Raw genomic sequence first — 18,488 nt, forward strand, 5'->3', positions numbered from 1 at the left:
GACGTGAAGCCCACTGGTGCCCTCTCGACCGGTATCGATACCCTCCGCAGACAGCCCCAGATCGTCGCGATCCTCTTCGCGTTCTCGCTGCTGAGCACCGGACTGTCCGCCGTTCAGTTCGTCAATCCGCTGCTCGCGTATCCGGCGACAGGGGTCGTCTACCTGTTGCTACCGTTCCTCGTCGGCGGACTCGTCGCCTACGTGGCGGCGTCGATGACGGATTCGCCGTCGTTCGAGCAGTTCCTCGCGGCCGGCCGGGACCACTACGTCGGCCTCCTTCTGGGCGGACTGCTCCTCGGTGTCGTCACGCTCGTCGTCTACGTTCTCGTCGCGATCGTCTTCTTCGTGGCAGTCGTCTTGGTGTTCGGGGCCGCGCTCAACACCGGGTTGGGGGCCGCGACCCTTTCGGTGGTCGTGCTCCTCTCGCTGGTCGGTTTCCTCGTCGTGCTGGTCCCGTGGTTCTTCTCGCAGTTTTTCCCCGCGGCGATGGTGCTTGACGGCGACGGCGTCGCCGACTCGTTCCGTCGAAGCGTCTCGCTCGTCCGCTCGAACGCCGTGTCGGTCGTCGGGTTCGACCTGATCGCGTTCGTCATTGGCCTGCTCGTACAGACTCCGACCGCGTTCCTGTTCTACAGTAGTTTCGACTCGATGGCACTCGACGCCCGGTCCAGAACCGGGATGGTCTCGGTCTTCGATTACATGTCGACCACCGAAGTCGGCCTGTTTCTCGGTTCGAGTCTCGTGATCAGTACGGTCGTCGGATCGATCATGTACGCGTACTACGTCGCCTACTACCGTGAGATCGGCGACGCCTCGTCGGCGGCGACCGACACGACCAGGCTGTAACGCCGCTCGACACTCCCGTCTTTGCTCTCCAGTGATCGTTCGCCTCCACTGGATCGACGCTCGCTTTTGACCGGAGATCCCGGCGGTTGAGCCGTAGGTGTTTCAGAGTGGTAAGGTGAATGGCTTCGCAGTGCCTGCCTGCCATTCGTTTGTCACTGGGAAACGAGATGCCAGTATCTATACAGATCATGTCGCTTGGAATAACTTAATACGGTTCCACTGTGAGCACCTGTATGAGGTATATTTAATCATGCCAGATGAGGGACCTGAACTCGAGGCTCGCCTGACGGAGCAAGAGTACTTCCGTCCGCCGACGGACTTCGTCGGCCAGGCAAATGTAACCGATCCGGACATTCACGAACGATTCGACGAGAACTATCCGGAGGCGTTCGAGGAGTACGCAGAGCTGCTCGACTGGGACGAACACTGGGACGAGGTGCTCGACGACTCGAATCCGCCGTTCTACGAGTGGTTCACTGGCGGGAAGCTCAACGCGTCACACAACTGTATCGACCGCCATCTCGACGAGCGCAAGAACCAGGCCGCGATCATCTGGGAGGGGACCGACGCCGACGAGAGCGAGACGATCACCTATCAGGACCTGTACAACCGGGTCAACGCGATGGCCGCCTCGCTGCAGGACGTGGACGTCCGCGAGGACGACGTGGTCACCTGTCACCTCCCGATGCTCCCCGCGCTGCCGGTGACGATGCTGGCCTGTGCCCGCATCGGCGCGCCACACTCGGAGGTGTTCGCCGGCTTCTCGGCCCAGGCGCTGGCCGACCGGATCGACTCCGCCGACAGCGACGTGGTCGTCACCTGTGACGGCTACTACCGACGCGGCGAGTTCCTCAACCACAAGGAGAAGTGCGACGAGGCGCTGGAAGCCGCCGAGTCCGACGTGGACACCGTCCTGCTGTGGACGCGCGAAGACGAACTCCACCCCGACGTCGAGATCGGCGAGGACGATCCGTACGTGCTCGTCGACGACCTGCTTGCCGACAACGAGCGAGCGCGCGTCGACCCGGTCTCGCGTGACGCCGAAGACCCGCTCTTCCTGATGTACACCTCCGGGACGACGGGCCAGCCGAAGGGCTGTCAGCACCGCACCGGCGGCTATCTCTCCTACGTGACGGCCACCTCGAAGAACGTCCTCGACATCAAACCCGAGGACACCTACTGGTGTGCCGCCGACATCGGCTGGATCACGGGCCACAGCTACATCGTCTACGGACCCCTCTCGCTGGGGACCACCAGCGTGATGTACGAGGACACGCCCGACTATCCCCACAAAGGTCGCATCTGGGAGATCGCCGAGCGCTACGACGTGGACATCTTCCACACCTCGCCGACCGCCGTCCGGATGTTCATGAAGTGGGGCGAAGAGTACGTCCAGGACTACGACTTCGACTTCCGGCACATGACGACGGTGGGCGAACCGATCCAGCCGGAAGCGTGGCTGTGGTACTACAAGTACATCGGCGGCGAGGACGCGGCCATCGTCGACACCTGGTGGCAGACCGAGACCGGCGGCCACCTGATCACGAACCTGCCCGCGCTGGACGACATGAAGCCTGGCTCCGCCGGCAAGGCGGTTCCGGGCATCCAGCCGGCCATCTACGACGACAACGGCGACCCCATCGAACCCGCGTCGGGACGCGCCGGCAACCTCGTCATCGAGAAGCCGTGGCCCGGCATGCTCCAGACGGTGTACGGAAACGACGAGCGGTTCATCGAGGAGTACTGGCAGGACTTCTCGGACACCGACTCCGACGACCCCGAAGACTGGGTGTACAAAGCCGGCGACGGCGCGGTCCACGGACAGGACAGCTACTATCGCGTCCTCGGTCGTCTCGACGACGTGATGAACGTTGCGGGCCACCGTCTCGGAACGATGGAACTGGAGTCGGCGGTCGCCGAGGTCGAAGACGCTGCCGAGGCTGCCGTGGCCTCCCGCGAAGACGCCGAGAAAGGAGAGGTACCGGACGTGTACGTCGTCCTCCGAGACGGCATCGAGCCGAGCGAAGCGGTCCGTGACCGGATCGTCTCGGCCGTCGAAGACGAGATCGGGAAGTTCGCCCGTCCGGCCAACGTCATCTTCTGTGGCGACTTGCCCAAGACTCGCTCCGGCAAGATCATGCGCCGGATCCTCGAAAACATCTCCAACGGCGAGGAACTCGGCAACACGACGACCCTGCGTGATCCGAGTGTTCCCGAGGAGATTCGCGACCAGGTCCAGGGCGACTGATCACCCGACTGCCTACTCTTTTCTGGCGTCGTCGTCGAAGTTGTTCGCGACGTACACCACCAGCGCCAGCAACACTCCCAGCCCGGTCCCGATCGTCACCATCCCGAAGACGGCGACGCCGACCGGCGTCGGCGGCAGCGCGACGACGCCGAACAGCTCCGGTTCGAGCGTCTCGTCGGTCGCCCAGGCGAGTACGTACCCCATCACGCCCGTCAGCGCCACGATGATCAGGTAGAGTCTGACGACGAGTCGATCGCCACGCAGCGTGCCACTCACGATTTCCTCTCGGGAGCGAGTCGATTAGCCTTTTTCGCTCCAGTGCCAAGGGCCGCCATGGCCGAAAAAGACCTCCTCTTTCTCGTGCTCGCCGGGATCGCGTCGCTGATGTTCATCACCGGGATCATCCTCATCTCGGGCGGCGTGTAGACGATCGGCAAATCGAAAAGAGACGGATCGAATTACCGTTCGTCCGACTGCTGGCCGGGCTGTCCGCCGTCTGCCATCACGGACTCGTCCTCTTCGCCGCCGTCGGCGAGGGCGGTCTCACGCTGTTCTTTGAACCAGCTGAACTCGTTGCCCAGCATGTCGTTCTCTTCGAGGTTCCACGGGTCGTGGCTCTCGACGCGGCGACCTTCGAGCCAGGAGGTCACGACGTTCCAGACGAAGATGAGCTGTCCGACCAGCAGGATGAACGCGCCCACGGTCGCCAGCTGGTGGAACGTCGTCACCTGCGCGAGCGGTGCGATGGCACCGTCGAAGTTGTAGGTCGCGTAGCGGCGCGGCATACCGAGGTAGCCAAGCGCCAGCATCGCGAAGAAGGTGACGTTGGTGCCGATCATCGACAGCCAGAAGTGGGCCTTTCCGAGCGTCTTCTGGTACATCCGCCCGGAGACGATCGGGAACCAGTAGTAGATGCCGGCGAAGACGGCGAAGCCGATCGCACCCATCACGATGTAGTGGAAGTGACCGACCACGTAGTAGGTGTCGTGGAGCACGAGGTCGACGGGGATCGACGCCAGGAAGACGCCGGTGACACCGCCGATGATGAAGTTCGAGACGAAGCCGATACAGAACAGCATCGGCGTCGTCAGGCGAAGCTGTCCGTTCCACATCGTCGTGATCCAGTTGAACGTCTTGACGGCGCTGGGGATCGCGATGGCCAACGAGACCGCCATGAAGGAGGCGCGCAGCCGCGGGTCCATCCCGGTCGAGAACATGTGGTGGGCCCAGACGCCAAAGGAGAGCACGCCGATCGCCAGCGTGGAGTAGACGACGAATTTGAAGCCGAACAGCTTCCGGCCGGAGAACTTCGGGAGGATGTAGCTGACCAGTCCCATCGGCGGGAGCACGAGGATGTACACCTCGGGGTGGCCGAAGAACCAGAACAGGTGTTGCCACAGCATCGTCCCGCCGTTCCCGGTTGCGAAGAACGTCGTCGCGAGATTCCGGTCGAGCAGGAGCATGATCATCGCGCTGCCAAGCAGCGGGAAGGCAAAGAGGATCAGTCCCGACTGGGTGAGGACCGTCCAGCTGAAGATGTCGAGGTTGGCCCAGTTCACGCCGTCACCGCGCTCGGTGAAGATGGTCGCGATGAAGTTGATCGCGCCCATCGTCGCTGCGACCCCGGAGAGGTGTAGGCCCAGCAACATCAGGTCGACGCCGGGGTTGGCCTGTTCGGCCGACAGCGGCGTGTACATCGTCCAGGCCGTCTGTGCGGGCTCGATCTCGTTGCCCGTCAGCGGCGCGGTGAAAAAGCCCGCCCAGATCAGGAGTGCGGCCGGCGGGAGCAACCAGAACGCGATCGCGTTGATCCGCGGGAACGCCATGTCGTCGGCCCCGATCAACAGCGGGACGAAGTAGTTCGCGAACGCGGCCAGGATCGGCGTCCCGAACAGGAACAGCATCGTGATCCCGTGGCTCGTCAGGAGCGAGTTGTAGTAGCTGTTCCCGACGATGACGCCGCCGGGCAGCGTCAGCTGCACCCGGATCAACATCGCCATGATGCCACCGACGGCGAAGGCAACCACGGCGTAGACGCCGTAGAGGATCCCGATGTCTTTGTGGTCGACCGTCGTGAGCCAGCGCACGAGCCCACCCGGTTTCTCTGCGTGTCCGTGTCCCGTCGCCTCGCCGTAGCCCCCACCGCTCGCGAGGGGCGTGTACGACCGCCAGTCCTCGGCTCGCGCGAGGGCCCCGACGATCACGACGAGGAGAACGGCCATGAGTCCGGTCAGTACTAACTGCTCTCCTGCCATGGGTGTGCCTCAGGTTTGGGGCATAATGAAAGGGTCGGTTCAACTTGAAAGGGCGACCGAACGGATTCGAAGAGAGCGACGAACACGACACAGTCGGGACTCATACTGCCGGCTGTACCTTCGTTCAGATATTCGCCACCCGGGGTGGCGAAATCCGTGTCAGATGTACAGCTGGTGGTATCAGAACTGTCGGCGCAACGCGAGAAAAGCGGCGTTACTCGGCGTGCTCTTCGCCCTGCTGTTCGGCCCCTTCGATCGCTTTGCCGGTGTAGTACGAGAGAATCGCCAGCCCCGCGAACATCGAGCCGATCAGCGCGAACTGCATCGTACTGAACACCGGATCGACGCCGAACGCCGGGACGACGGCGAAGGCCGCGATGAAAAAGAGGAGGATCCCCAGTGGGATCGCGTTGACGGTCAGATCCAGGAGCGTCTCTTTCTCGAAACCGAGCAGTGACATACCTGGTCGTTAGCGAACGGCGACTAATAGCTCTTTGATTTTCCGTCGGTCAGACCGTCGTCTGCTCGGCGACCGAGGCGACGCTCCCGGCTGCCGCGAGGATCACGCCGGCAGCCACGATAGCGACGCTGCGCGAGAGGAGACCGTCTCGTCCGAAGTTCTCCAGGGTGACCGTCGCCAGCGGGACCTGCCAGACGACGAGCGCGAGTCCGGCGACGGCAAGGAGTCCACCGAAGCCCAGCAGCGTCGGCCACGGGCGGGACGTGTACCCCGACTCCGTCAGGATGCCGGCGATACTGCCACCGAACAACACCAGTCCGAACACTGCGACGGTAAACAGGCCCAGGAAGACCCCGACCTCCGAGACGACCAGTCCCAGAGCGACGAACAGCGGCCACGGGCTCGCTCGACCGTACTGATCGCTCAATCCCGGCTCCTCGTTCATACGCGCGTTTGCGGGCGAGGAAACATAGTCCCGTCGGAGTCGTCGTGCCAGACCGGGCGCAAAGTATTTGTCCCGCATGCGGCTTGTGGGTTACAATGAGTACACGCACGGTCGAGCAGATCGACTCGTGGGACACCGTGCCCTTCTCGGGTGGGTACGAGGGGCTCCGCGAGCTGGCCGACTCGGAGTTTTCCGGCGTCGTCGCCGGTCCGTCTCGGCTGTTCATGCTCAACGGCAACGTCGTCGGAATCCTCGACGGATCGATCGAGGACTTCGAGGACGCCGATGGGACCGCACGGAAAGCACCGCATCCCGGACTGCCGTTGCTGGCAGTCATGCAAGAGCACTCCGACGAGGTCAGGGCGAAGTACTACACCGAGGACACGCCCATCGCCGAGGTCGACCAGACGCTCTCCAGTGGCGGTTTCACCGGCTACGTCGAGCTCTCGGAGAACGTTCTCTCGGGCGACTACTACCAGATCTACCACCAGGGGCGCTCGATGAGCGTCGCCTGGGTGGGCAACAGCGACCAGCTCGTGACCGAAGACGAGGCCTTCGAGCAGGCCAACGACGAAGTCGGGATCTACGAGGTCCGGCCGGTCGACATCGAGATCGTCGACGTGCCGGAGCCGACGACGCCCGAGCCGGCGTCGAGCGAGGAGACGGCAGGTGTTTCCGGCCAAGCGCCGGGCGACGACGGGCCAGCGGACGAACCCGCCCCGGAATCGGCTGCGTCTCCGGGCCCGGACACTGCCGACGAGCCGACAGCGCCGGGCGACGACGGACCAGCCGACACCACCGCAGACGACGCCGGTGGGGGTGCGGCGGGACACGGCGGGAACACCCGAACGGATCCCGTCGCGAAGACGGGGACAGAGACGACACGGCGCCACGAAGCGGACGCCGACGCCCGCGAACAGACCGAGCCACGCAGGTCAGAGCCGTCGTCGACGGACGAACGGTCGGACGCGGCTGCGGACTCGCCCGCGCCGTCCTCCGAGTCCCGGGAACCCGAGCAGTCACCGCCGGACCGAACACCCGAGCAGTCGCCCGACAGCCACCAGCGTCCCCGCGACCGATCCCAGAGCGATCAGACGCCGGCCGGCGACAGATCCGGGGAGCCGACGCGGCGCGAACGGGAGACCCAGAGCCAGCCCGCGACCGACCGGCCTGCGGGCGAGAACGCGACACGCGCGTCCAGCGAGCCGGTCGATCCTCAGCCCACCGACAGCGTCTCGGAGGAACCCGAGGCGGGCAGACAGCCCGAACCAGCGGGGCAGTCCGCGAGTGGCACTGGCGTCGCGCCCGCGCCCAACGATCCGTCGGCCGCGGGTGCCGGTGACCTCGAAACTCGTTCTATCCCGTCGCTCGATCCGTCTCACTCCGGCACTGCGAGCGCGGTCGCGGCCGCCGACGAGCGCTCGGACCCGGAGCCGTCGGCCGGGACGAACGGCGGTGTCGAGAGCGACCCGGAGCCCGAGCGCCGCCAGTCTCGCCATCCCGGCGCACCGGCCGACCAGCAGTCGGCGACGGCTGAGCCGGAGCCGGACCGAACGCGCGAGCCCGAGCGCTCCGCCGAGGCGACCGAGCGCCGCCGTCCCCAGCCGGGAGACGAGCCCGAACGACAGCCGACGGGACGGGCCGACCAGCAGTCGGCGGACACGGCCCAACGTCAGCCGACGGACGAACCAGCGCCCGAGCCGACGGACACGACAGAGCGCGTCGCGGAACTCGAACAGGCTCTCGAAGAGACCGAGGCCGAGCGCGACCAGCTCCAGTCCGAACTCGACACGCTCGCGAACGAGCGCGATCAGCTCCAGTCCGAACTCGAAGAGGCTCGCACGGAGATCGAACGGCTCGAACAGCGCGTCGAGGAGCTGTCGGTCGAAGACGACGACGTGCCGGCCGCGGAGACGCGGCTGAGCCAGCGAGAGGCCATCGACCAGACGAACCTCTTCGTTCGCTACAACTCGAAAGGCGACGCGACGCTCGCTGCCGTCCACTCCGGGAACGCCGACCGATCTGGGGTCGACGACAATCTCAGACTGGAGTTTCACACGCAGTTCGACGCGGCGACGGCGGCGGTCGGTGACACGGAGTTCGAGACGTTCCTGCCCGAGAGCATCCAGTACCGGTTCGTCGACTGGCTCGTCAGGAACCTCCTCTACGAGATTCGCGACACCGGCAACCCCGAAGCGATGTCGGAGCTGTTCGACGCACTGCCACAGATCGACAGAGCGGAACTCAACGGGCAGATCGCCGTCGAATACACGGAAGACGGCGAGCAACACCGCTCCCAGGAGCAGTTCGACGTGGTCGTGCGCGACCGGATGGGGAATCCGCTGATCGTCGCCAACATCAACGACTCCCGCGATCCGGCGACTGACGACATGATGACCGACCTGATCACGCGGGCCGAACGAGTCGGGTCATCGAACGAGTCACTGGCCGGTGCCTTCCTCGTTACCGAGAGCTTCTTCGAACCGCCTGCGCTCGAAACGGCCGAGGAGGCGACTTCCAGCGGACTGCTGAGCCGCGACAAGCGAAAGAGCTTCGTCAACCTCTCGCGCAAGGACGGTTATCACCTCTGTCTGGTCGAGGCGCGCAACCAGGAGTTCCACCTCGCGGTCCCGGAACTGTAACTGACGGATCGAACGGCGATTCGATCCGGAGAACTGAACGTGGCTGTCCGATCCCCACCCGACTGGAGCGTCAGCCTTCGATTTCGGCGGCGTCTTCGATCTTCATGCCTTCGAGCTTGTCGATGATCTCGTCGACTTTCTCGTCGAGGTCGTCGACGAACTCGGAGGTCTGTTCGGTCGTGATGGCACCCTGGCTCGACGGCTCGATGAGGTTCTCCTCTTCGAGGACGCGCAGCGAGTACCGAACCTTGTGGTGCGGGTAGCCCGTCTCGTTGGACATCTTCACGATACCGATCGGTTCGTTCTCGATGACCATCCGCAGAACCTGCAGATGACGCTCCAGCATATCTACTTCCTTCTCAAGCCTATCTATCATGGCAATTGTTAACTTGTGTTTGCAGGATTTAAAAGTTGCTGTCGTGGGGGGCCGTTTGCCGGTATATTTCGCCGATCCCCACCATCTGGCAGCGAGCTATCTTAGCGTACAGCGAATGTGTGCATAAAGCTGTCGTGGTGCGTGCGCACAGTCTCGTCGCGCGCGGTACCGTAATCTGTTTACCCCGGTGGCTGAAAGTCGGGATTGATGACCGTAACCATCGTCGGCTCGCAGCTCGGCGACGAAGGGAAAGGCGGGATCGTCGACGTCTACGGCGACGCGGCGGACATCGTCGTCCGCTATCAGGGCGGCGACAACGCCGGCCACACCGTCGTCGACGGCGGCGAGGAGTACAAGCTCTCCCTCGTTCCGAGCGGAGCCATCCGCGGGAAGATCGGCGTTCTCGGGAACGGGTGTGTCGTCAACCCCGAGACGCTGTTCGACGAACTCGACGCGCTGCGCGAGCGGGGGATCGAACCCGACGTTCGCGTCGCCGCTCGTGCCCACGTTATTTTCCCTTACCACCGCGTTCTCGACGGAATCGAAGAAGACGCAAAGAGCGAGGAAGGTGATCTCGAAGCGGCGACGACCGGCCGCGGTATCGGCCCGACCTACGAGGACAAGGCGGGCCGGCGCGGCGTTCGCGTCGGCGATCTGCTCGATCCCGAGACCCTCCGGGCCCGACTGGAGTACGTCGTCCCCCAGAAGCGTGCCCTCGCGGCGGACGTGTTCGGCATCGAGACCGACGAGGCCTTCGAGGTCGAGCCGCTCTTCGAGCAGTACCGCGAGTACGGCCGCCGACTCCGAGAGGAAGGCATGGTCGTCAACGTCGGCTCGTTCCTCGACGACGCCATCGACGGCGGCCAGAACGTCATGCTCGAAGGCGCTCAGGGCACCTCGATCGACATCGACCACGGAATCTACCCATACGTCACCTCCTCGAACCCGACGGCCGGCGGGGCCTGTACCGGGACCGGCCTGGGTCCGACCACGGTGGGCCAGGGCGAAGTCCTCGGGATCGTGAAAGCATACCTCTCACGCGTCGGTACCGGCCCGCTCCCGACGGAGCTGGCCGGCGTCGAGGGCCACACGCCCGGCTACGAGGACAGTGAGTCACCGGATGTCTCGGCGGACATCGCCCAGCCACAGAGCGAGGAGGAGCTGGCACACTACATCCGCGAAGAGGGCGGCGAGTACGGGACCGTCACCGGCCGCGCGCGCCGCGTCGGCTGGCTCGACATGCCCATGCTTCGCCACGCCGCGCGGGCCTCCGGCTTCACCGGGATCGTCGTCAACCACGTCGACACGCTCGCGGGACTGGACGAGATCCGGGTCGGCCACTCCTACACGCTCGACGGCGACGAACTGCTTTCGATGCCCCCGACGACCGAACGGTGGGGCGAGTGTGCGGTCAACTACCGGACCTTCGAGGGATGGGACGAGCAGGACTGGGCCGCGATCGCCGACGAGGGCTACGACGCGCTCCCGGAGACGGCCCGGACCTACCTGGAGTACGTCAGCGACGAACTCGACGTTCCGATCTACGCGGTCGGCGTCGGTCCCGGCCGCGAGGAGACGATCGTCTGCGAACGGCCGTTCTAGACCGTCGACACCCGGCACGTTTTTCACAGCGCCGACCGGAGACGGGTGTATGAAGGAGGATCTGATGGACATCATCTGCTGTCCGCTCGACAAGCACGAGCTCGACCTCGAAGTCGACGAGCGCGACGACGAGGAAGTGCTCGCCGGCTCGCTGGTCTGTACGGAGTGTGGCGAGAGCTACCCGATCGAAGACGGGATCCCGAATCTCCTCCCGCCGGACATGCGCGAGGACGCGCCGGCCTGATGGCTGTCACTACGTGAACCTTTTTCTGCCGGCGTCGCCCACTCTCTGGCGTGCCTGATACGTTACCCGTGCACGTCAACAGGGCGTCGTTGCACTCGCTCGAAGTCGCCGACCGCTTCGAGACCGACGACTCCTTCGAGATCCTGTTGATCAACCACGGCGAGCCGACCCACGTTCACCTGCACGTAGACGACGCCCTCTCGGAACTGGCCTCGATCGAAGCGCCGAACCACCACGTCGAGCGCGAGTCCGAGCGGCGGGTTCGCGTCACCGTCCACAGCCACGGCTCGACGTTCGGCAAGCTCAAGATCGCTACCAGCTACGGGGCCGAGACTCGCTACGTCGACGTCGACATCGACGAGCCAATCGAGACCGAGGAGCCTGTCCAGGTCGACGAGTCGCTGTCCAAGCCCCAGCCCCGGTCGGACGGGCGCGACGACGCGACCGGCGTGAGCGCGGTTCCGTGGCCGTTGCTGGCTCTCGGGCTCGTCGCCGTCGCGCTGGCGCTCGTGGTCGCAGCCTGGGTCGGTGGGACGGCCGCCTGGCTCGGGGCGTTCGTCGTCGTCGCGGCCGTCGCCGTCGCGACCGCGCTCGCAGTCGGCGAGTGACGATCACTCCGCGTCGGTCTCGACGCCACAGAGGTTCCCCTCGTCGTCGAACAGCTTCGCCCGCAGGAATCGCGTTCGGTAGCGGTTAGCTCCGTCGTACACGTCGGCCTCCCTGATCGCTTCGGTCTCGCCGTTGGCCACCGCCTCGACGATCCGCTCGACCTGTTCTTTCTCGCTCGGGGTGAGCTCGAACTCGTAGGTCTGGGCCTGTTCGCCTTCCAGCTTCGTCCAGCGGCGCGCGGCAGAAATCACCAGCGAGCACGGTTCGCGACACGGGAACTCGCCGTCACCGCCGTCGACGTCGAGTTCGGTCTCGTCGTCGTACTCCCACTCCCGACGCTTCAGACACTGCGAGTCGTCACAGCAGGCCTCGGCGACCCAGTTGACGTGTTCGTACCCCTCGCCGCGATCCCAGGTCTGGACCACGCCGTAGATCCCGCTCTGGCGCTCCATCGTCTCGCGCCAGTGGTTGACGTCGAGGTCGCCGGTCCGTTCGCGGTGCCAGTTGGCCACTGTCGCGGGGTAGACGAACTCGACGGTCTGGACCAGATCGGCCGGGTCGAGGTCGACGAACTGCCAGCCGGTCCGCAGCGTCGGAGCCGTCTTCAGCGGACGGTACTTGCCGTCGTCGTCGTGCTTGACGAGCGTTCGCGCGTCGAGCGGGTCGTCGTAGCGTTCGGGCGTCGCGTCCGTGGCCGTGTCGTCGACGTGACTGATGTCGTAGCGCCGATTGCCGTCGTCGATACGGGCCGTGATCCGTAGCTGTCCCCAGGTCTGGGTCACGCCCTCGGCGAGCGCGTCGTAGCGCTCTGGCACCGTGCGTTCTTCGGCCCCCTCGATCCAGCGGAGGAACGCCCACCGGTCTGCCTTCTGTGGCGCGCTCGCGTGCCAGAAGTACCAGTTCGAGACGTACGCAGGGTACTCTGTCGCGACGCGACGGAGGTCGTCGTCGGTCTCGACCGTGTGACTGTCGCCGTCGACCTCGACGACGTAACCGCGGTCGTCCGGTTCCACGGCGAGTCCGTCGAACGCGATGCCGTCGGCTGCCGTCGTCACCAGTGCGTCCAAGTGGGCACCCTGCATGGTCGAACGGACGGATTCTGTCGAGAAAAGTGGGGCGATTCATACTACCGGCTGTAAATCTGTGAACGATTTCGCCACCCCGGGGTGGCGAAGATCTTCACGAAGTTACAGCCGGCAGTATCAGTGGGACATCTGGCCCCAGTACTCGGGGCTCATACGGAAAGTTGTAGTTGCTTACCGGTGAGCGTCGCCACGGGGTAGACGCTCACCGGTAAATTCCTACAACCGTCCGTATCAGTCGCCCCTGGCCTCTGCCCCGCCGGTCTCGGATTTCACTCGCTGGATCGCGTCGCCCACGTCCGCGCCCGCGTCGGCGGCCCGTTCGAGCAACACGTCGGCCATCAGGGGCTCCGTTCCGACGGCACCGGAGTACCAGATGTCGTGGCCGTCGACCGTCGTGGGCACGTCGTATCCGGTCCGGTAGTCGTCGGTCAACCCCATGTCCTCGGGGATGTCTTCCTCGGTGTGGTAGCCGTCGGCGACGAACAGCGGCACGACGACGATGTCGTCGCTCTCGAAGTACTCCGTCACGTCGTCGATCTCGGGGTCCTCGTCCATGAACAGCGCCTGCACTTCGTCGAAGCGGTCGCGCTCCCCGATGCGGTCGGCGTGGTACTCGATGGCCTTCGCGGAGTTCTCGTTGCGCTCCGTGCCGTGACCGACGACCGCGAGCCCGAAGCCGTCGCCGACATCCCGATCGCCGGTCACGGACTGGGCTCGCTGGACGATCACGTCGCTCATCGCGTCGTGGGTCCCGGCGGGACCACAGTAGTGGATCGTCTGCCCGGTGTCTTCGGCCGTCAGCGTCGCCGTGTCGGCGCTGGTGCCGTCCGAGTCCCACAGCTCGGGCTCCCACTCGTCGAGGCGGAACTCGCGGGGGATCACCTGCTCGGTGAAGTACCCCTCACTGATAAAGAGCGGCACGAGATAGACCTCGTCGGCGTCGACGGTCCGCAGCACTTCCCTGAAGTGTGGCTCCTCTTTCCAGAAGCTCTCGCGGACCTCGTCGAAGGCGCTCACCGCGCGGATCGTGTCCGCGTGGTCGAACGTCGGCGTCGATGACCCGGCGCTGAGATGCGATCCGTGGGCCGCGATGACGAGCGCTTGCATAGCCCGTTCTTGGGGAGAGGCGGTCTTAGGGGCTTCGTTGCCGGAACCAGTGGCGCTTTTCCGGGGCCGACGGAACGGTCCGCTATGGCATCACTCGCAGCGCGAACGCGCGAGGCCGTCCGTGCGAGACCGTTCCTCTACGACGCGCTCCGGGCCGGCGTGGTCAACTACACCGCCGCCGCCCGCTGGCTCTCCGTTGAGGGCGACACCGAGGCCGTCGCGACCGCGCTCCGGCGCTACGCCGAGGAACTGGACGGCGACGCTGGCCCCGAATCCGACGCGCGCGTCGCGATGCGCAGCGGCCTCGGCCGGGCCGACGACGAGGACGCTCTGATCGCGGTTGCCGACGCCGCGTACGCTCCCGACAGTGGCTCACTGACCGGCATCGTCGTCGCCGGCCTCACCGGCGTCGACACGTTCGAGCGGGTGCTCGGCGCGCTCAGAGCAGCGGGGATCGGCGTCGACGCCGCGGGATTCGCCGCGGAGACGGCCCTGGTGGTGGTCGGTCGCCGTGACGGCCCGGACGCGGTGCGGGCCGTCGAGGCGGCGCTGGAGGCGTGAGTGTGGCCGCACATCCGACGCTTTGAAATCGCCGCCTCGTCTGGTACTCGACGATGACGCTTCGCGTGACCAACACGCTCACCGGCGAGCGAGAGGCGTTCGAGCCACGGGATCCCGACTCCGTCCTGCTCTACTACTGTGGCCTGACGACCTCCGATCCCGCTCATCTGGGGCACGCTCGCGGGTGGGTCCACGTCGACGTGATGCATCGCTGGCTGGCGCACCTGGGCTACGACGTGCGTCACGTCGAGAACTTCACCGACGTCAACGAGAAGATCGTCGCCCGCGTGGGCGAGAACGGCGAGAGCGAGGCCGACGTGGCCCGCCACTACGTCCAGTCGGTGATCGACGACATGCGCGCGCTCAACCTCCGGCGCGCGGAGGTGTACCCGCGCGTCTCCGAACACGTCCCCGAGATCGTCGCGATGGTCGAGACGCTGATCGAGAAGGGCTACGCCTACGAGGCCAACGGCTCCGTGTACTTCGACGTGACGACCTTCGAGGAGTACGGGAAGCTCTCGAACCAGCAACTCGACGAGATCGAAGCCCAGGGCGACCCGGACGAGCAAAGCGAGAAGCGAAACCCCGCGGACTTCGCGCTGTGGAAGGCCGGCGGCGTCGATCCGGCGGCGATCGAAGACCACCAGCACGAAGGCGCGTCGCCCCCCGAAGCGGCCTGTGAGACCGCCCAGACCTGGGACTCCCCGTGGAGCGAGGGCCGACCCGGCTGGCACATCGAGTGCTCGGCGATGAGTACGACCCACCTCGGAGAGACCATCGACATCCACGTCGGCGGTCAGGACCTCGTCTTCCCTCATCACGAAAACGAGATCGCACAGAGCGAGGCCGCGACCGGCCAGCAGTTCGCGCGCCACTGGCTCCACGTCCGCCTCTTGGAGACCAAAGGCGAGAAGATGTCCTCGTCGCTGGGCAACTTCTTCGCCGTCGAGGCGGCCGTCGACGAGTACGGGACGGACGTGGTGCGAACGTTCCTGCTGTCGACGGCCTACCACAACAGCGCCGTCTACAGCGAGGCGACGATCGACGAGGCAATCGAGCGCTGGGAGACGCTCGAACGGGGCTACGAACGCGCCGTGCGGGCGTGTGACGACGTAGACGCGTACGCGACGGTCGAAGACGACACGCTCCGGACGGCCGTCACCACCGCCCGCGAGCACTTCGAGACGGCGATGAACGACGACTTCAACACCCGCGAGGCGCTCGCTGCGCTGACGGAACTTGTCGGTGCCGTCAACGTTCACGTCGACGAGCAGTCGTCGTTCGACTACCGGGCGCTTCGCGAGGCCGTCGAAACGATCGAGGAACTGGGCGGTGGCGTCCTCGGGCTCTCGTTTGGTGGCTCCGAGGGCGGCGACGTGTCGGTCGCCGAGGACCTCGTCGAACTGCTGCTGGACGTGCGCGAGGCCGAGCGAGCCGCCGGCAACTACGAGCGGGCGGACGAACTCCGAGACGAGGTCGAGTCTCTCGGCGTCGAAGTACAGGACACCGACGACGGCCCGACCTACCGGCTCGGATAGCCGGCCTCGCCTGCGAGCGGTCCGTCCGCTCACCACCGCCAGCGGCTCGGTGACCAGCGAGAACGCTTTTGTCGATCCCCGGTGTGGACCGTCGTATGACATCGTCAGCGAGGACCCGCTCGCGTGTCAGCTCCGCCCGGTCCGAGACGATCTCGGCCGGCGAGAGCCCTCGCTCGTCTGACTCTCGGGGAGGGTCCGCGCCGTGATCGACGCGTTCGTCTTCGGCGACGACGGGATCAGCCGCTACGACGAACTCTCGGCGGCACGCGACGCCGAGGGCACGACCTGGATCCACGCGCCCGAGGTGACCGACGCGGAACTGGACGCCATCGCCGAGACGTTCGCCATCCACCCGCTCACCGTCGAGGACCTCCGGAACGGCGTTCGCGCCAAGACCGAGACGTTTCCGGAGTACACTTTCGTCTTGCTGAAGACGATCACGCTGGCCGGCGGTGAGACGACGTTCGCCGAAGAGCTCTCGACGACACCGATCGGACTGTTCGTCGGCCACGACTGGGTCGTCTCCGTCTCGCCGGGCGCTGGGTCGGCCGTCGACCGGGTCCGACACGCGGTCGAACGCGAGGACGAGCGACTGCTCCAGCACGGGGCCGACTTCACCGCCTACCGCGTCATCGAAGTCGTCGTCGACGACTACTTCGAGGTGCTGGACCGCGTCGAGGACCTCATCGAGGCGATCGAAGACGAGGTGATCGACTCGCCGGATCGGGAGACGCTCGAACGGATCAACGCGGTTCGGCGCGACCTGCTCTCCTTCCGGAAACAGATCTGGCCGGCCCGAGAGGCCGTCGGCGTCCTCGCGCGGGGCGATCCCCCGCAGGTCCAGCCACAGACCGAGAAGTACTTTCGGGACGTGTACGACCACCTCGTCCAGCTGGCCGACCTCACCGAGACGTATCGGGACCTCGTTTCGGGCGCGCGGGACATCTACCTCAACGCGCTCTCGCAGTCGACCAACGAGGTGATGAAGACGCTGACCGTCGTCGCGACGATCTTCATCCCGCTGACGTTCGTCGCTGGCGTCTACGGGATGAACTTCGATCCGGCCGCGAGCCCCTACAACATGCCCGAACTGGGATGGGCCTACGGTTACCCGGCGGTCCTCGTCGCGATGGCACTGATCGGCGTCGCGATGCTGGCGTACTTTCGCCGACAGGACTACTTATAGCGCCAGGGGGACGAGCAGGACGCCCATCAGATTCGCCCGCCGTGCGCCACAGCGGGCGGGGACGAGTCCGATCACGGTGCCGGCGGCCAGCGACGCCACGCCGACGGGGCCAGCGAACACCCACCCGAGGCCGACGAGCGAGGCCAACACCGCGACTGCGAGTCGCGTGGTGTCCAGCGTCCCCACGACGGCGAGGTAGCGATCGCCCACCAGCGGGACCAGCACGAACCCGGCGGTCGCGGCGACGGTCACGCTGACGAGCAGGAGGCCGACGGCCAGGGGCGCGTCGGTCTGCTCGAAGGCGACGAGCACGCCGGTCCGCGGCGTTTCGAGCGCGACGAGTGCGAACAGCGCGAAGACGGCCGTCGCCGTGTTGACGCCGCTGGTCGCGACCACGAACTCTCTGGGTCCCGATCCCGACAGCGCGGCCAGGGCACCGGTCGCAGCGATCGCTGCCGTCACGCCGGGCACGTAGCCGACGATCGCTCCGGCGACGGTGCCGGTCAGGGCGACGACGCCGATCGACCGCCGGGAGAGCGCGACGGTCGCGTCGTCCTGCGGGGGCACGCCGTCGCCGCCGATGCTCTCGATCAGCACCGGCGCACCGAACAGCCCCGCGAACAGCGGCATCAACATGCTCCCGACCGAGACCAGACCGTCCGGTTCGATCGGCAGCACGACGACGCCGAGGGCACCGCTGCCGACCAGCGCGACGCCGGCACCGATCCGCGACCGACGTCCGCGTTCGGTGAGCACCAGGGCCACCGCGACGAGGGCGAGCAGCGGGCCGAGATGTGTACGGACCGTCGGGTACAGGTACGTCATCGCCAGCGTGACCGGGACCGCCAGCGGGACGGCCAGTGCCACCGCGAGCCCGCTGCCCAGCGCCGACAGCCGGAGCGCTTCCCGTCCCCGGCCGGCGATCACGAGCCGGTGGCTCGGGAGCGCGCTGGCGGCCATCGCCGGATCGGGCACGCCCAGCGCCATCGCCGGCACCACGTCGAGGAATGTGTGGGTCGTCCCGGCGGCCAGCATCGCCGCGCCGACGAGCCGCGGCGGTCCCGGCACTGCCGGCGCGACGGTCGCCAGCCCCAGTGCGAACGTGTTGGCGTGGATGCCCGGCACGAGCCCGCTGACCGTTCCCAGCGCGATCCCACCGGCAATCGCCACCAGCGCCGCCGCTGTCAGCTCCGGGTGGACGACGAACTGGACCGGTCCGGTCACTGCGACGGGCTGGCCCCGCCTTCGAAGATAAACCTGTGGCGTCGCTACCGGGGCGAATCA

The 18,488-nt window shown here is 66.1% G+C and carries 17 protein-coding genes; 9 read left to right on the plus strand and 8 right to left on the minus strand.

The window, feature by feature from the left end:
• The first annotated feature begins 3 nt into the window (after positions 1–3).
• Both HMUK_RS10430 and acs read left to right on the plus strand, forming a co-directional pair.
• Positions 4–846, plus strand: a complete 843-nt coding sequence (locus HMUK_RS10430; protein ID WP_015763121.1) for a DUF7847 domain-containing protein — start codon at positions 4–6, stop codon at positions 844–846.
• A gap of 250 nt (positions 847–1,096) precedes the next feature.
• Positions 1,097–3,094 carry an acetate--CoA ligase gene (gene acs, locus HMUK_RS10435; protein ID WP_015763122.1) on the plus strand — a complete coding sequence of 666 codons (1,998 nt, stop codon included), beginning with the start codon at positions 1,097–1,099 and terminating at the stop codon, positions 3,092–3,094.
• 12 nt (positions 3,095–3,106) lie between these two features.
• Here acs and HMUK_RS10440 read toward each other — a convergent pair whose 3' ends face one another.
• The 4 genes from HMUK_RS10440 to HMUK_RS10455 form a co-directional block, all read right to left on the minus strand.
• The gene (locus HMUK_RS10440; RefSeq protein ID WP_015763123.1) at positions 3,107–3,370 is read right to left on the minus strand and encodes a DUF7520 family protein; all 264 of its coding nucleotides are present in this window, start codon (positions 3,368–3,370) and stop codon (positions 3,107–3,109) included.
• Positions 3,371–3,552: 182 nt separating this feature from the next.
• Positions 3,553–5,349 (minus strand): cytochrome c oxidase subunit I, encoded by a 1,797-nt coding sequence (locus HMUK_RS10445; RefSeq protein WP_015763125.1) that lies wholly within the window; start codon positions 5,347–5,349, stop codon positions 3,553–3,555.
• Between the two features lie 214 nt (positions 5,350–5,563).
• A complete protein-coding gene (locus tag HMUK_RS10450) occupies positions 5,564–5,809 on the minus strand; it encodes a DUF6684 family protein (protein ID WP_015763126.1) in 246 nt (81 codons plus the stop codon).
• 49 nt (positions 5,810–5,858) lie between these two features.
• Positions 5,859–6,254: a DUF7541 family protein gene (locus HMUK_RS10455; RefSeq protein WP_015763127.1), complete on the minus strand. Its 396-nt coding sequence runs from the start codon at positions 6,252–6,254 to the stop codon at positions 5,859–5,861.
• A gap of 95 nt (positions 6,255–6,349) precedes the next feature.
• Here HMUK_RS10455 and HMUK_RS10460 point away from each other — a divergent pair, with 95 nt between their 5' ends.
• The gene (locus HMUK_RS10460; protein WP_015763128.1) at positions 6,350–8,896 is read left to right on the plus strand and encodes a DUF7527 domain-containing protein; all 2,547 of its coding nucleotides are present in this window, start codon (positions 6,350–6,352) and stop codon (positions 8,894–8,896) included.
• 70 nt (positions 8,897–8,966) lie between these two features.
• On the opposite strand, the gene HMUK_RS10465 is transcribed toward HMUK_RS10460, so the two are convergent.
• The gene (locus tag HMUK_RS10465) at positions 8,967–9,272 is read right to left on the minus strand and encodes a hypothetical protein (RefSeq protein WP_049940805.1); all 306 of its coding nucleotides are present in this window, start codon (positions 9,270–9,272) and stop codon (positions 8,967–8,969) included.
• Positions 9,273–9,479: 207 nt separating this feature from the next.
• On the opposite strand from HMUK_RS10465, the gene HMUK_RS10470 reads away from it, so the two are divergent.
• The 3 genes from HMUK_RS10470 to HMUK_RS10480 are packed head-to-tail and all read left to right on the plus strand — an operon-like array spanning position 9,480 to position 11,726.
• The gene (locus tag HMUK_RS10470; RefSeq protein WP_015763130.1) at positions 9,480–10,874 is read left to right on the plus strand and encodes an adenylosuccinate synthase; all 1,395 of its coding nucleotides are present in this window, start codon (positions 9,480–9,482) and stop codon (positions 10,872–10,874) included.
• A gap of 49 nt (positions 10,875–10,923) precedes the next feature.
• Positions 10,924–11,118, plus strand: a complete 195-nt coding sequence (locus tag HMUK_RS10475) for a methytransferase partner Trm112 (protein WP_049940806.1) — start codon at positions 10,924–10,926, stop codon at positions 11,116–11,118.
• A 50-nt stretch (positions 11,119–11,168) separates the two neighbouring features.
• Positions 11,169–11,726, plus strand: a complete 558-nt coding sequence (locus HMUK_RS10480; protein ID WP_049940807.1) for a DUF7524 family protein — start codon at positions 11,169–11,171, stop codon at positions 11,724–11,726.
• A gap of 3 nt (positions 11,727–11,729) precedes the next feature.
• On the opposite strand, the gene HMUK_RS10485 is transcribed toward HMUK_RS10480, so the two are convergent.
• The gene (locus HMUK_RS10485; RefSeq protein WP_015763133.1) at positions 11,730–12,809 is read right to left on the minus strand and encodes a DR2241 family protein; all 1,080 of its coding nucleotides are present in this window, start codon (positions 12,807–12,809) and stop codon (positions 11,730–11,732) included.
• Positions 12,810–13,043: 234 nt separating this feature from the next.
• Complete coding sequence (locus HMUK_RS10490; protein WP_015763134.1) at positions 13,044–13,919, minus strand: CbiX/SirB N-terminal domain-containing protein; 876 nt, start codon at positions 13,917–13,919, stop codon at positions 13,044–13,046.
• An 84-nt stretch (positions 13,920–14,003) separates the two neighbouring features.
• Here HMUK_RS10490 and HMUK_RS10495 point away from each other — a divergent pair, with 84 nt between their 5' ends.
• The 3 genes from HMUK_RS10495 (at position 14,004) to corA (ending at position 17,204) form a co-directional block, all read left to right on the plus strand.
• Entirely contained in the window at positions 14,004–14,480 is a 477-nt protein-coding gene (locus HMUK_RS10495; RefSeq protein WP_015763135.1) for a DUF7523 family protein, read from the plus strand.
• 53 nt (positions 14,481–14,533) lie between these two features.
• Complete coding sequence (gene cysS / locus HMUK_RS10500) at positions 14,534–16,018, plus strand: cysteine--tRNA ligase (protein ID WP_015763136.1); 1,485 nt, start codon at positions 14,534–14,536, stop codon at positions 16,016–16,018.
• A gap of 202 nt (positions 16,019–16,220) precedes the next feature.
• The gene (gene corA / locus HMUK_RS10505; RefSeq protein WP_015763137.1) at positions 16,221–17,204 is read left to right on the plus strand and encodes a magnesium/cobalt transporter CorA; all 984 of its coding nucleotides are present in this window, start codon (positions 16,221–16,223) and stop codon (positions 17,202–17,204) included.
• Here corA and HMUK_RS10510 read toward each other — a convergent pair.
• A complete protein-coding gene (locus HMUK_RS10510; protein ID WP_015763138.1) occupies positions 17,199–18,428 on the minus strand; it encodes a tripartite tricarboxylate transporter permease in 1,230 nt (409 codons plus the stop codon). The genes corA and HMUK_RS10510 overlap by 6 nt on opposite strands.
• Positions 18,429–18,488 lie beyond the last annotated feature (60 nt).

The organism is Halomicrobium mukohataei DSM 12286 (assembly GCF_000023965.1).
GTDB lineage: Archaea > Halobacteriota > Halobacteria > Halobacteriales > Haloarculaceae > Halomicrobium > Halomicrobium mukohataei.